16 protein-coding genes are annotated in these 13,387 nt (G+C 68.6%); 13 read left to right on the top strand and 3 right to left on the bottom strand.

Annotation, left to right across the window (positions count from 1 at the left end; genetic code table 11):
* Positions 1-87: 87 nt before the first annotated feature.
* Complete coding sequence (locus tag FHX81_RS28015) at positions 88-525, bottom strand: hypothetical protein (protein WP_141981028.1); 438 nt, start codon at positions 523-525, stop codon at positions 88-90.
* Positions 526-1,174: 649 nt separating this feature from the next.
* On the opposite strand from FHX81_RS28015, the gene FHX81_RS28010 reads away from it, so the two are divergent.
* From FHX81_RS28010 to FHX81_RS27960, 10 genes are all read left to right on the top strand, one after another.
* A complete protein-coding gene (locus FHX81_RS28010) occupies positions 1,175-2,434 on the top strand; it encodes a DUF932 domain-containing protein (protein ID WP_141981027.1) in 1,260 nt (419 codons plus the stop codon).
* A gap of 2 nt (positions 2,435-2,436) precedes the next feature.
* On the top strand, positions 2,437-2,595 hold the full coding sequence (locus FHX81_RS40800; protein ID WP_170232193.1) for a hypothetical protein: 159 nt from the start codon (positions 2,437-2,439) through the stop codon (positions 2,593-2,595).
* Positions 2,596-3,224: 629 nt separating this feature from the next.
* Positions 3,225-3,437 carry a hypothetical protein gene (locus FHX81_RS27995; RefSeq protein WP_141981025.1) on the top strand — a complete coding sequence of 71 codons (213 nt, stop codon included), beginning with the start codon at positions 3,225-3,227 and terminating at the stop codon, positions 3,435-3,437.
* Positions 3,438-3,580: 143 nt separating this feature from the next.
* Positions 3,581-4,210 carry an adenine nucleotide alpha hydrolase family protein gene (locus tag FHX81_RS27990; protein WP_211363584.1) on the top strand — a complete coding sequence of 210 codons (630 nt, stop codon included), beginning with the start codon at positions 3,581-3,583 and terminating at the stop codon, positions 4,208-4,210.
* Complete coding sequence (locus FHX81_RS27985; protein WP_141981024.1) at positions 4,194-4,607, top strand: hypothetical protein; 414 nt, start codon at positions 4,194-4,196, stop codon at positions 4,605-4,607. Before FHX81_RS27990 ends, FHX81_RS27985 begins: the two co-directional genes overlap by 17 nt.
* 238 nt (positions 4,608-4,845) lie before the next feature.
* Positions 4,846-5,064 (top strand): hypothetical protein, encoded by a 219-nt coding sequence (locus FHX81_RS27980; RefSeq protein ID WP_141981023.1) that lies wholly within the window; start codon positions 4,846-4,848, stop codon positions 5,062-5,064.
* Positions 5,065-5,564: 500 nt separating this feature from the next.
* Entirely contained in the window at positions 5,565-5,918 is a 354-nt protein-coding gene (locus FHX81_RS27975) for a phage terminase small subunit P27 family (protein ID WP_246108004.1), read from the top strand.
* Between the two features lie 100 nt (positions 5,919-6,018).
* Positions 6,019-7,659: a terminase large subunit gene (locus FHX81_RS27970; RefSeq protein ID WP_141981021.1), complete on the top strand. Its 1,641-nt coding sequence runs from the start codon at positions 6,019-6,021 to the stop codon at positions 7,657-7,659.
* Between the two features lie 2 nt (positions 7,660-7,661).
* Entirely contained in the window at positions 7,662-9,215 is a 1,554-nt protein-coding gene (locus tag FHX81_RS27965; RefSeq protein WP_246108003.1) for a phage portal protein, read from the top strand.
* Positions 9,212-10,219, top strand: coding sequence for a hypothetical protein (locus tag FHX81_RS27960; RefSeq protein WP_141981020.1), 1,008 nt, complete (start codon positions 9,212-9,214; stop codon positions 10,217-10,219). The genes FHX81_RS27965 and FHX81_RS27960 overlap by 4 nt, the downstream gene beginning before the upstream one ends.
* A gap of 119 nt (positions 10,220-10,338) precedes the next feature.
* Here the strand turns inward: FHX81_RS27960 and FHX81_RS27955 are convergent, their stop codons facing one another.
* Together FHX81_RS27955 and FHX81_RS27950 are read right to left on the bottom strand one after the other, a co-directional pair.
* The gene (locus FHX81_RS27955; RefSeq protein ID WP_141981019.1) at positions 10,339-10,890 is read right to left on the bottom strand and encodes a hypothetical protein; all 552 of its coding nucleotides are present in this window, start codon (positions 10,888-10,890) and stop codon (positions 10,339-10,341) included.
* 67 nt (positions 10,891-10,957) lie between these two features.
* Positions 10,958-11,224, bottom strand: a complete 267-nt coding sequence (locus FHX81_RS27950) for a hypothetical protein (protein ID WP_141981018.1) — start codon at positions 11,222-11,224, stop codon at positions 10,958-10,960.
* Positions 11,225-11,464: 240 nt separating this feature from the next.
* Between FHX81_RS27950 and FHX81_RS41395 the strand changes: the two genes are divergently transcribed.
* The 3 genes from FHX81_RS41395 to FHX81_RS27935 are packed head-to-tail and all read left to right on the top strand — an operon-like array spanning position 11,465 to position 13,351.
* The gene (locus FHX81_RS41395) at positions 11,465-12,163 is read left to right on the top strand and encodes a hypothetical protein (protein WP_211363583.1); all 699 of its coding nucleotides are present in this window, start codon (positions 11,465-11,467) and stop codon (positions 12,161-12,163) included.
* A 16-nt stretch (positions 12,164-12,179) separates the two neighbouring features.
* On the top strand, positions 12,180-13,175 hold the full coding sequence (locus FHX81_RS27940) for an SU10 major capsid protein (protein WP_141981017.1): 996 nt from the start codon (positions 12,180-12,182) through the stop codon (positions 13,173-13,175).
* On the top strand, positions 13,172-13,351 hold the full coding sequence (locus tag FHX81_RS27935; protein ID WP_141981016.1) for a hypothetical protein: 180 nt from the start codon (positions 13,172-13,174) through the stop codon (positions 13,349-13,351). The genes FHX81_RS27940 and FHX81_RS27935 overlap by 4 nt, the downstream gene beginning before the upstream one ends.
* Positions 13,352-13,387 lie beyond the last annotated feature (36 nt).

Below are 13,387 nucleotides of genomic sequence, written 5' to 3'. Positions count from 1 at the left end.
CTTGACCTTTCTGGGGTTCCGACAGCGCGCCCCTGGGATGGTGTTGCCACACCGTTTGACCAGGGGCGTCGCTGCATCCAGGGATGTTCAGTCGCAGGCGACCGGCAGGTACGGCCGGAAGCGCCGGCCCAGCAGTCGGCCCAGCCAGCGCCGGTAGACCCGCACCTCCGCCGACCGGCCGCCGCGTGCGCGTTCCTCGGCCTCGGTGCACAGGAAGACCGCGCCGCCGCCGAACCTCCGGTCCGCCGGGTCGGTCGGGCTTGACCAGTTGTACTGGGCCACCAGGTCTTCCAACTCCACGCGCAGCCGCGCGCACCACTTCGGGTCGCGCAGGTGGGCGTCGACCATGCCGTACACCTCGAAGTCGATGTTGTCGCCGGACCGGGTCCGGTACACCCACGCGTTGATGCCGAACGGCCGATCCGGGTCCAGCGGCGCGTGCGTCACGCCGTACTCGCGCTCCAGGTCCAGCACGATCCGTCGGGCCAGCTCCACCGCGCGCTCGATACCCGCGGTGCGGGCCACCCGTGCGCCGTGCCTGCGCCCGACCGGAATGTGCCGCTCTGTCCGGGGCTCGCGGTATTCAAGTTCCAATCCCATTGACATTCCCTTTCTGGTGTCGCCTGTCCGGGTGTTGCCACACCCGAACAGGGCTATTCTGCACAATTGCAGTCCTCTTATGGCCGGACAATGAAGCCCGAAAAGACCACCCGAATGGAGCAGCATTCCACCGCCGGATGCTGTGAATGACTCCGAGGAATCCGCGCTCCGTCTGCGGATGCGATCCAATGACGCGACACCGCCTTACTGCTGGCGACGTTCTCGCAGGTGGAACGGCTGTGCTCGACACGGTTGGGGACGGTGCGGCAGGATGATCGACGTCCCTAGGGTTTGGGTGACGTCAGATCCGACGAGGACGGGAAGGGTTCGCGGACACCGTTCGCGGACCCTTTTCCCATCTCGCGGAGCCACGCCGAAGATCATCCGGCAATGCGTTAGGCCGATCGTTGTCACTTTGTCCGGAGATTCCCCGGAGAGCTTGAAAGGGGTTGTGTCACCGGTAATGTCTGGGATGTCACCCAAACAACCGCCAAGCACCCGTCAGTGAGTGCTGGCCGTTTCCTAGGGAATCCTCATGACCGAACCGAACACCCCTGCCGTGACCTCTGCCCCGGTGGAGACTCCGCAGGAACCCGTCAAGCCCGCACCGGCCAAGGCACCGGCCAAGCCCGCACCCGCCAAGGCAGAGGGCAAGGCACCGGCCAAGACCACCAAGGCACCCGCCAAGGCCGCACCCGAGGGTGAGGCCAAGCCCGCCAAGGCCAAGGCACCGGCCAAGGTGGAGGAGCCGGCTCCGGTCCGGCCAGACCGGGACGCCTGGACGGTGCTGGCGACGGCCAACAACAGCTCCCGGACCGTGACCGAGCTGCTGAAGAAAGCCAAGGTGTCCGGGTGGAATGTGACCCGTCAGCCGATGGCCGCTCTTGTGCCCTCCGGGAAGTGCACCGAGTGTGACCAGCCGGTGGGTAAGAAGCACACCGCCGGGTGCCTCATGCTGGCCGAGCTGCCCAGTGAGAAGGGCTTGGTGGAGGCCGATCACACCACCGTGCCGGTGGAGGCTCCGGGGGTGTGGTCCCTGGTGAGGACCGATCCGGAGGCCGAGTTTGGGTTCCGGCACCTGGGGACCACCACCCGTGAGGCCAACCCGGTCCCGGTGGAAATCCGGGCCGCCATCCTGTCCGAGATCCAGAAGTCCGTTCCCGGTGCCAAGACCGGTCCGGCCGGTCCGCTGTGGGATGAGACGGCGGCGTTCGCGACCGTGCGCGTGCCCGAGCTGGTGTCCGTGGGCAAGGTGGACAAGGTGGAGATGAGGGCCGTTCTGGTCAACTCCCTGGTGGGTAAGTCCGTGGTCCGGGTGATGCCGGTGCACACCGGCACCAACACCGTGTTGCCGGTGACCCTGCCGAAGCTGCCGGACCGGGTGGAGCTGACCCCGGACAATGACCAGGATGCCCGGACCACCGAGGCCAGTGAAGCCCTGGACCTGTTCCACCGGTTCACCGAGGAGTTCAGCCAGGTGGCCAACCGGCTGCTCCGCAAGAAGATGACCGCCAAGGAGTTCGAGACGTTCGCGGACACGGTGCTCAAGGACAAGCCGATGCCATCCGGGGGTGCTGCCCCGTACCGGGCCTATGAGGTCCGCACCGGGGCTGTGGGTGCCCTGTTCAGGGGTGAGGTGGACCTCACCGAGAAGGTCAAGAACACCCGATGGGCCGCACTGCTGGCCGTGACCTGCTGGGCACAGAACCTCAAGCCCGCCAAGGTGGCCGGTGACCGGGGCTTGCAGGACCGGGCCTACTCCGCCGTGTTCCCCGCCCGAGAGAGCCTGAACACCGCCCAGACCGCCCTGAACCTCCTGCTGGAAGGGGCCTGATCATGGATCCGGATGAGTTGCTGAGGGAGATCCGGGAGAGCTTCAACCAGCACTCCCAGTGCAACCCGGTGGACCTGGACCGGTTGGCCCAGGTCTGGGAAGACCTGGACACCTGGTTGGTCCGGGGAGGCTTCCCGCCCGCCCCCTGGCACCGGAGCTGACCTCACCCCTACCAACTGCCCCCGGCATCCCGATGCCGGGGGCAGTCCCGTGCACGGAGGTCGACGCCGTTGCCTGCCCGTGCCTCCCGCCCCTGCACCCGCCCCGGTTGCCCGAACCGCACCACCACCGGGGGCATGTGCCCCGACTGCCGCACCCGTGCCCGCCGTGCCCACGGCACGAGCGCCCAGCGCGGCTACACCGCCGGACACCGGTCCCGCTTCCGTCCGGGAGTGCTCTCCCGCCCCGATGACCGGGTGTGCCGCTGCAACCTCACCGACTGCCCCGACCATCCGGGGGTCAGCTGTAGCTCACCGTCCACTGTGGCCGACCACTGGCCGCTGACACGGCGCGAACTGGTAGCCGCTGGGCTTGACCCTGACCACCCGGACCGGGGAAGGGGTCTGTGTGGACCGTGCCATGCCCGGATCACCGCCAGGGACCACCGCACCCGAGGAGGGTGGAACAGCCCGTGAGCCGCCCGCCCGCGCGCGCCGAGCGCGGCCCTGCGCGACACCGGCCGCCCACCCCAGGGGGGTGACCCTTGAGCCACGCGGAAGGGCACAAGCCACTGAGGCCCGATTCCGTCCCGCCAGGTTTCCGGCAACGCCGAACCCACGTCCGCCGACCAGTGCCCGAGGACAGCGAAGCCGGGCGCGAACTGGCCGCCGTGCTGGAGCGACTGGCGCTCGCGGCCGACCAGGTTCACGCCTGGGTGGACGAGCACGAATCCCTTGTGCGCCAAGCCTACGAACTGGGCGCGACGCAACACGGGATCGCCCCGCATGCCCAGGTCGCGCAGTCCACGGTGAGCCGGATGCTCTCCCGCGACACCACACCCTGAACCACCCCGTCCGGTGATGCACCGTGCATCACCGATGCGCCACGCATCACGACTACCGGAGGTGCGCCGTACCCATCGTTGTCGACGGGATCACCCCGTCCGAGCAGATCCGCGCCGAACTCGCGGCCGAGGGGAAACCGGTTTTGCTCGGCTTCAGCCGGGGCAAGGACAGCCTTGCCGCGTGGCTGGCGATGCGGGAAGCCGGTATCGAGGTGGTGCCCTACCACTTGTACCTGGTGCCGGGTCTGCGGTTCATCGAGGACTCGTTGAAGTTCTACGAGGACTTCTTCGGCACGCCCATCCTGAACCTGCCGCACTCGACGCTGTTTCGTTGGCTCAACACGCTGATGTTCCAGCCCCCGGAGCGCGCGGCGGTCATCGAGGCCGCCCAGCTCCCGGAACCGACGTATGAGGAGCTGGCCGATCTCATCCGCACAGACGTCGACCTGCCCGCGGCCTGGAACGCCGACGGCGTGCGCGCGGCCGACTCGCCGAACCGGCGGATGGCGATGGTCACCCACGGGCCGAAGCGGGAGCACCTGCGCAAGGTCAGCATCGTGTGGGACTGGCGCATCGCCGACGTGCGCGAAGCCCTCGCGCGCCACAACTGCCCGCTGCCCCCGGAGTACGAGTGGTTCGGACGCAGCTTCGACGGGCTGGACTTCCGGTTCCTCGACCCGATCCGGCGCCACGCCCCGGACGACTACGAGCGGATCTTGTCCTGGTTCCCGCTCGCCGACCTGGAGGTGTTCCGCCGTGACCTCGCCCGCTGACCCCAACGCCGACCTCCTGGCCCAACTCCAGGCCACCGCCGCCATCGGCGGGCCGACCTCGAACGCCGACCTGCTGGCCCAGCTCAACGCCGACCCCGAACCCGACCCGCTGACAGATGTCACCTACACCGGCGACCTGGCCACCGACTCCACCGCGGAACTCGACGCCCTGGCCCGCGGCTTCCGGGAGCGCACCGCGCGGGAGGACGAGCGGTTCCGCCTCGCCACGGACTCGGAGTTCTGGTTCGTCCTGTGCTTCAAGTCGCGCGAGGAGAAGGACGCCTTCCTGTTCGCCGCGCGGCTGCTCCACCTCGGGGACAAGTACCTCGACGGCCGCGCCGCCGCGGCGACGCTGGGCGTCGACCTGCCCGAACCTGACACCGGAGAGGAGGAGTAACGATCATGCGAGGCCGACTTGGCCGCCTCGTCGCAGGTGCCCGCCGTGCGCTGTCCCGGCGCGCGGCCAGCCCGTCCCGAGGTCGCAGCTCCGGTAGCTGACGACTATGCAGGCATGTACTGAGAGTTACGGCGGATAACGCAAGTGACGGTTGATCAACCTCAACCAAGTCCTCTTCAACTCGTGAAGTTGGTAAGGTTGGAATGCTCGATCGTCGAGCATCGTGGTGTGAGGCCGGGTGGCGCACCTCGCGATGCGCCACCCGATCGTGCTACTTGAACAGGTCGATGATCGGGCCGATCAACGCTACGACCTGCACAAGGACACCCAGAAGGGCGTTGGCCTGGTCGGAGCGCCAACTCCGATCAGGCTTACGTTCGCGCTCTGGGCCGTCGCCCGTCTCGCGATCTTCTTGGGCCAATCTGCGCCTCCGTTCGATCACCTCGTGACGAGGTGAGCCAGCTTGCCCGGCTCACGTGTTGCCGGTAAGCCCGGAGGCACTGCTGATCCTACGGAGGCCGTTTAGAGGCGCCTCCTCCTGAAGAGACTGTGTCGCCGCTCCGCCTCCCATTGTTGCGGACGAAACCGGCAAAATCAGGAGTGTCACGGGGCGGGCACTCAGAGTGCCGGTACGCCACAACGGGTGATTCGGGAACTATCGCAGCAGTTCAGAGCCTTATGATCATCGCGGCGCACAGGGTACGAGAGGCTCGAAGATGTACTTCCGTGTCGTCACGGAACAAGGCTTCCACCCGAAAGGTCCAGCCGCCGGGAGATGACTCCGTCGTAGAACTTCACCTCCACGGTTCACCATCCGGCTGGTCGAAGCCGCCGGCAGGAGGTGCCCTGATGGGAAAAAGGGGGCCAGCCGCTAAGCCGACCCAGCTTCGCGTCCTGCATGGCGACCGAACCGATCGGATCAACGACCGGGAACCGGTACCGCCCGTGGGTGTGATCGTGTGCCCAGACTGGGCCTCGGACGGTGCGCGGGAGATCTGGGCGCGGCTCGCGCCCGAGCTGGAGAAGCGCAAGGTGCTGACCACGTGGGATGTGGACGCCTTCCTGATCCTGTGCGAGGCGCTGGCTCGCTACCGCAACGCCACTGCCCTGGTGAACGGCTCCGCGCTGCTGGTGCAGGGCGGCTCGGGCCTGATGAAGAACCCGGCGTTGCAGGTGCAGGCCGAGGCCGAACGCACGTTCCTGACCTACGCCGCCCGGTTCGGGCTGACGCCGTCGGACCGCCAGTCCATCAAGGTGGAGGTGGGCGGCGACCAGGACCACCAGGGCGGACCGGGCCGCCTCCTCAGCTAAGCCCCGCGCTAACCCGGCGCGCACCAAGACCGGCTCGCGCACCGACACCGCTACGCCCCGAACAACCACGAAGACCACCAATCGCGGGGCGCGGTTGCCGGTGTGCGGGCGCACCTTCGACGGCCACACCTGTCGCAAGCGCGGTGATCACCTCTGCAAGCCCCGCGCCGACCACGCGCAGGCGTTCGCGGAGGAGATCTGCGTCCACACCAAGGACCGGTGGGCGCGGCGGCCGTTCATCCTCGCCGACTGGCAGCGCGACGACATCGTGCGTCCGCTGTTCGGCGAGGTCCGCTGGGACGACGAAGCCGAGTGCTATGTCCGCCGGTTCCGGATCGCGTGGATCGAGCTGGCCCGCAAGAACGGCAAGTCCGAGCTGCTGGCCTTCGTCGCCCTGTACTTGCTGGTCGGGGATGGCGTGGAGTCGGCCGAGGTCTACGGCTGCGCCCGCGACACCGACCAGGCCAAGCTGGTGTTCAACGTCGCCGCGCGCATGGTCCGGCTGTCCCCGGTGCTGTCCAAGCGGCTGCGGGTCATCGAGCACTCGGCGCGCATCGTGGACGAGAAGACCAACTCCGTCTACGCCGTGGTGCCCGCCGACGCGCTGGGCAATCTGGGTTCCAACCCGAGCTGCGTCATCTTCGATGAGGTCCTGACCCAGCCCAACGGCGACTTCTGGAACGCCATGCGCACCGGCATGGGCACGAGGCTGGAGCCGTTGCTGATCGCGGCCACGACCGCGGGCAACGATCCCGCCTCCTTCGCCAAGGGTGAGCACGACGAGTTCGTCAAGATCGCCGAGGACCCGGCGCGGGCGCCGCACCGGTTCGTCTACCTGCGCAACACCCCCGCCGACGCCGACCCGTGGGACGAGGCGAACTGGTACCACGCCAACCCGGCCCTGGGGGACTTCCTCAGCCTGGCCGCGCTGCGGGAAGAAGCACTCGAAGCCCGCAACGACCCGCTCAAGGAGAACGCCTTCCGGCAGTTCCGCCTCAACCAGTGGGTCAACCAGGCGTCGCGGTGGATGCCGATGCACCTGTACGCGGCGTGCACCGGCAGCACCCGCGACGAACCCGCACAGCTGCGCCGGGAGCTGGCCCGCCGGCCCGCCTGGGGCGGGCTGGACCTGGCCTCGAAGCTCGACCTGACCGCGTGGTGCCTGGTCGTGCCGGACGGCATCGACGGCCACCCTTCCGCGCTGTGGCGGTTCTGGCTGCCCGAAGCCGGTGTGACGTTCCTGGACGAACGCACCGACGGCCGCGTGTCGAGATGGGTCGACCAGGGCTGGATCACCGTCACCGACGGTGAGGTCATCGACTACGACAAGGTCGAAGCCGACATCGTCGCCGACACCGGCCTGCTGCGCGTCGCGGACATCTCCTACGACGAGTGGTCCGGCGAACCGGTCCGCCAACGCCTGGAGAAGCGCACGGGCGTGCCCATGTTCCCGGTCGCCCAGACCTACAAGGGCATGACGGCCGGGATGACCGAACTCATGGCCCTGACCCGCTCACGCGGCTGGTCCCACCACGGCAACCCCGTCGCCGAGTTCTGCTTCGACTCCGTCGAGGTCCGCCACCCGCCCGGTGAACCCGACCTCATCCGCCCGGACAAGCCTGAGCGCGGCAAGACCGGCAAGCGCATCGACGCCGTGCCCACGGCCGCGATGGCCGTGGGCGGCTGGAAGCTGCGCGGCTCCAAGCCCAAGAAGTCGAGTCGCATGGTGGTGATGGGCTGACCTTGATCTCCACGAAGAACACCCTCACCCCCACCCGGTGGGTAGCCCGGTTGGCGCGGCTGCACAACGCCCAGCTCCCCGAGCTGGAGTTGCTGGACTCCTACTACGAGGGCGAACAGTCCCTCAGCTACATGCACCCGGAGCTGATCCGCCGCCTGGACGGCCGCGTCCGCCAGGTAGTGATCAACTGGGCACAGCTCGTCGTGGACTCCTTGGACGAGCGCCTGGACCTGACCGGGTTCCGACTCGGCGGCCAACAGGCCGCCGACGCCGACCTGTGGCGCATCTGGCAGGCCAACAGGCTGGACCTGCACGCCGAGCAGGCCCACGTCGACGCGTTGGCCCTGGGCCGTGCGTTCGCGATCGTGGGTACCGACGAGGACCGGCCGAACACCCCGCTGGTCACCGTCGAGTCGCCGTTGGACGTGCACGTCGACCTGGACCCGCGCACCCGCCGCGTGCGCGCCGCGCTCAAACGGCAATTCAGCGACGATGCCGAGGACGGCTCCACCGAAGCGTGGGCCACGCTCTACCTGCCTGATGAGACGATCTGGTACTCGTCGGAGGACGGCGGCGGTACCTGGACCGAGGATCAGCGCGACGAGCACGGCATGGGCGCGGTGCCGGTGGTGCCGATCGTCAACCGGCCGCGCACCCGACGCCGCCGCTCTGCTCCGCCGCGGCTCGGGCGCTCGGAGCTGGCGGCCGTGCTGCCGCTGTCGGACGCCGCGTCGAAGATCGCCACGGACATGATGATCTCGGCGGAGTTCCACGCGATGCCGCGCCGCTACGCGTTGGGCTTCGACAAAGAGGACTTCGTGGACGCCAACGGCCGGCCGCTGTCGCCGTGGGAGGCGGTGGCCGGTGTCCTGTGGGCCTCGCCCAAGAGCCCGAAGGACGACGGCGTCTCGGTCGGTCAGTTCCCCGAAGCCGACCTCGCGAACTTCCACGCCACCCTCAACGCCCTGGCGCGCCTCGTCGCCAGCCTCACGGGGTTGCCGCCGCACTTCCTCGGCTACGCCACCGAGAACCCCGCCTCGGCGGACGGCATCCGCTCCTCGGAGTCCCGGCACATCAAGCGGGCCGAACGGCGTCAACGCAGCTTCGGTGACGGCTGGGAGGAGGTCATGCGCACGGTGCTGCGGGTGCGTGACGGGCGGGTGCCGGACGAGGCGCTGCGCATGGAAGCGCAGTGGGTGGACGCGGCCACGCCGACGTTCGCCGCGCAGGCCGATGGGGTGGTGAAGCTGTTCTCGGCGGACCGGTTGCTGCCGCGTCGCGCGTCACGTCGCGCTCTCGGCTACTCCGACACCCAGATCCGGGAGATGGAGGCCGAGGACGCCGAGGCGTACTCGCGCGCCGTGGGCGACCAGGCCGAGGACTTCGGTCCCAAGCCGCTGCCCGTCCCGTTCGACCAAGCCGACGACGAACCCGACGAGCCAGGGTTCGGGCGGGTGCCCGCGCCGCGCCGCCGCGCCCCGGTCCAACTAGGCCCGGCCGCGACCGTGCCGCCGCTGGCGGTGCAGTTCCGGGAACCCGCGCTCGCCGGGAGGTGACCGCCCTGAGTGCTCCTGCGGAAACGTCGATCGGCACCGAAGCCGACTACTACCGGGCCCAGCAGCGCATCGTCCGCGCGGCCGTCGACCAGGCCCAGACCGCTTGGCGACAGCTCGATCCCCGAACCCCGTCCGTCTCCTGGGTGGAGGAGGTCCGGCCGCAGGTCGTGACGGCGGTGGAGCAGGCACAGCAGGAGTCGGCGGCGCTGGCGCCGCTCTACCTCGCGGGCACGCTGCTGGCCGCGGGCGCGGTGTCGGCTCCGCTCGCGCTGCTGGCGGCGTCGGCGTTCGTCGGCCTGGCAGCCAACGGCCTGGTGCTGTCGGCGTTGATGGACTTCGCGTTCGGCTACTACCGCCGCGCCCGCGCCGCCGACGTGCCCGAGACCGACGCCCGCGCCCTCGGCTTGGCCAAGCTGCTGACCTACGTGGCCACCGAGACCAACGACACCGCCCGCCTCGCCGTGCACGTCGGGTCGGTGGTCGAACCGGAGATCGCCGGGTACGAGCGGGTGGTGACGTTGCCCGCGTGCGGGCGTTGCATCCTGCTGTCGGGCCGGTTGTACCGGTACTCGACCGGGTTCCTGCGGCACCCGCGCTGCGACTGCTCCATGCGCCCGGTCACCAGCGAGCAGTGGCGCGAGGGCGGCAACTCCCGCAGCCCTCGCGCCCTGTTCGACGGCATGACCCGCGCCCAGCAGGACAAGGCATTCGGCAAGGGCGAGGCCGCAGCGATCCGGGCCGGTGCCGACATCGGCCGCGTGGTCAACGCCCGCCGGGCCGGTCAGGTGTACGTCGCCGGCGGGTACGAGTTCACCCGCGAGGCGATCACCAGCCGGGGCATCGGGTGGCAGCTCGGCGGCCTGGCCAAGCGCGGCGGCCGGTACCGCCGAAGCCAGGTTTCCCGACCGACCGCCGCCCAGCTCGTCAACGCGGCGGGCGCAGACCAGCAGGAGCTGATCCGGCAGCTGCGCCGATTCGGATACCTACGCGACTTGCGCCAGTGAACAGTGACGGAAGTGGATGTCGCTTTCGAAGTGCCGTTGCCCGATCGCGTTGTCCGACACTCCAACGAGATGGCCAGCGTTGGCCTGGTCTATCACACCGCGCTCGGAGGCGGAGTCGATCAGAAATACCGGATCGTGGTAAGGCCCGTGCTGTGGGAGAAGATCGCGGACGTTTGGATCGGGCCAAAAACCTTCACGTCCTTCCGCATCGCCTCCAACCGAATCGTCTTCCGCCCCCTCACATCGATCTCCACGCTGATCGGCACGGTGTCGTTGTTGGACACCTTGACAGGTTCCGGGTTATTGGTCGGGTCATCGTCCGAGTCGGTGACGCAGATTTCGGTGACGAGTCGCTCGCTGTCCTGTATCACCTGTCCGGTCTCGACATGAACCAGCCGCGCGCTGATGAACGAGCAGACCGGCGTCACGGCGGTCAGGCCTCCTCGGACGTTCGCGTCGACGATGTACGTTTGATTTCCTGTCAGCGGGACGTCCATGACGCCCACCCAGCTGGTGCCCACGTTCACCTCCGAAGAGGGCATGGTGACGACTTGAAGGGTCCTCGACACGGGAGAGGATGCACCTGTGTCGCTCTTGGCGTACACCGTTGCCGTGCCAAGCACAAGAACGGCAGCGCTGACCACAGCCACGAATGCAAAACTTCGCTTCATCGATGCCCCCTCCTAATGGGGTTTCTCAAAGGTTTCCACAGCGCTTGCGGCGACCATCTTGGTGGCGTCACAAAGCAGCCCGACGACATGCTTCCCTGGCGTCGCCATAAATCACGTCGCCTTCGGTCAGGATGTCCCAGCATCGATACGTGAGTCCGACTTCGCCGTAACTGCAGCCGTCCCATATGGCGTAGGTGATCGGGTAGCCCAAGGACCGGAGGTAATTCTCGCAGTCGATGGCTGTCGCCTGTGCGGTACCGGTGGACAGCAGAGTTGCACCAGCGGCGAAGAACGCGGCAGCGGTTGCGGCCAGCGCGCGCGAAATAGATTTCACGTTGCCTCCATCTCCTCAGGATGATCTCGGGATTCGATCATCTTTCGATGACGATCGAGCGCAGAGCACGCCGGACACAACTATCGACCATCTCTCGGCGAAAATCGTCGGCAGTCACCTCAAAGTGTCCGACCGACTCTTTCGGACTCCAGCATTTGGCAGCGGACGGTCACCATTGGACGGTCGTCGACACCGTGAAGGGTGTAGCACTGCGACCGTCGAGCGGTATCCGCATTCCAAGTGACATTGACTCGACTCACACGAAAGGGGGTTTCCGCCCTGTCCGACAACCCGACCACCCCACCCACCGAACCGCCCGCCCAGCCACCCACCAGCCCGCCACCGACCCCCGAACCACCCGCCCCGACCCCACCCGCCGAGGGCACCGGCAAGGCCGCCGAACCGGACTACCGGGCGTTGTACGCGGAGATCCGCACCAAGCTGACTCACGCAGAGCAGACCGCACGGGAGCACAAGGCCAAGGCGTCCAAGCTGGACGAGATCGAGGCCGCGAACAAGACCGACGCGGAGAAGGCCGCCGAGCGCGCCACCGCCGCCGAAGCCCAGCTCGCCGCGCTGCGCCGCGTGGCGGTGGACGCGGAGATCCGCGCCGCCGCCTCCGGCTGGGCCGACCCCACCGACGCGCCGCGCTACCTGGACGACCGGGACCGCTACCTGTCCGAGGACGGCACGCTCGACACCGCCGCCATCGCCGCCGACCTCGCCGCGGTGCTCACCGCGCGCCCGCACCTGGCCCGCGTCGACGGGCCGCGCCGCCCCGCCCCGGACCCCTCGCAGGGCCAGCGGCAGGGCGGGCCGTCCGGTGTCGCCGAGCAGATCCGCGAGGCCGAGTCGCGCGGTGACTGGGCCACCGCGATCAGCCTGAAGAACCGGATCGTCGCCGAGCAGGCACGCGCAGCGGCACCCCGAACCCCCTGACACGTAAGGAGAATCCTTGCCCGGTATCGCCGCTATCGCCAACACCTACAACAGCCCCAACTACGTCGGCGAACTGTTCGGCCTCACCCCGACCGACACGCCGTTCCTGTCCGCGATCGGCGGTCTGACCGGCGGGCGGCGCGCGAACGCCGTGGTCCACACCTGGACCGTGTACGACCTGCGCCCGCCGGACCCCAACCGCCAGCGCCTGGAGGGCGCGGACGCCCCGCCCGCCGAGACCCGCGTGAGGGGGCAGGACCGCAACGTCCTGGAGATCCACCAGGAGACCGTGGGCGTCACCTACACCCGGCAGTCCACGCAGGACATGTTCGCCGGGACCGGCGCGGCCAACCCGAACGCCGCCGCCATCGGCGGCACCAACGCCGTCCCGAACGAGATGGACTGGCAGACCCGCCAGGCGCTCGTGCAGATCGCCCGCGACGTCGAGTTGACGTTCCTGGTCGGCCGCTACCAGGAGCCCACCGACAGCTCCACGGTGCGCAGGACCAGGGGCATCCTGGAGGCCACCCGCACCAACGTGATCACCAACGCCACCCCGACGCCCCTCACCGAGCGCATGGTGATCGACCTGTTGCAGAAGGTGTGGGAGAACGGCGGCATCCAGGTGTCGGAGACGGCCACGCTGATGTGCAACGCCTGGCAGAAGCGGCAGCTCACCGACGAGTTCGTCATCAAGAAGAACTACCGCGAGGAGACCCGCAACGTCGGCGGTGTCGCGGTGACCACGATCGAGACCGACTTCGGCCGGTTGTCGATCATGCTCAACCGGTACATGCCGACCGACACGGTCCAGGTAGTCAGCCTCGACCAGTGCGCGCCGGTGCTGCTGGAGAAGCCGGGGCAGGGGTTCCTGTTCTCGGAGCCGCTGGCCAAGACCGGCAGTTCCGATCGGGCGCAGATCTACGGCGAGATCTCCTTGGAGTACGGGCCGGAGATCGCGCACGGCAAGATCACCGGTCTGACCACCGGCCCGACCGGGGGTGGTGCGTGAAGTTCACCAGCACCCGCTACAAGCAGCTCGTGATCCACGACCTGGGCGTCACCTTCACCGACGGCGAGGCCGAGGTGACCGACAAGGCAGTGATCGAGGCCCTGCGCGGGCTGCCCGCCGAGTTGGGCGTCCGTGCGGCGGGTGGACGTCCGCCCAAGGACCCGACGCAGGACTGAACCCGGTGCGTGAGGTGGTGATTGGGCGCGGTGCGG

Source organism: Saccharothrix saharensis (assembly GCF_006716745.1).
GTDB classification, from domain to species: domain Bacteria; phylum Actinomycetota; class Actinomycetes; order Mycobacteriales; family Pseudonocardiaceae; genus Actinosynnema; species Actinosynnema saharense.
Note: the sequence above shows the minus strand (reverse complement) of the source record. Positions and strands in the feature narration are given on the sequence as shown.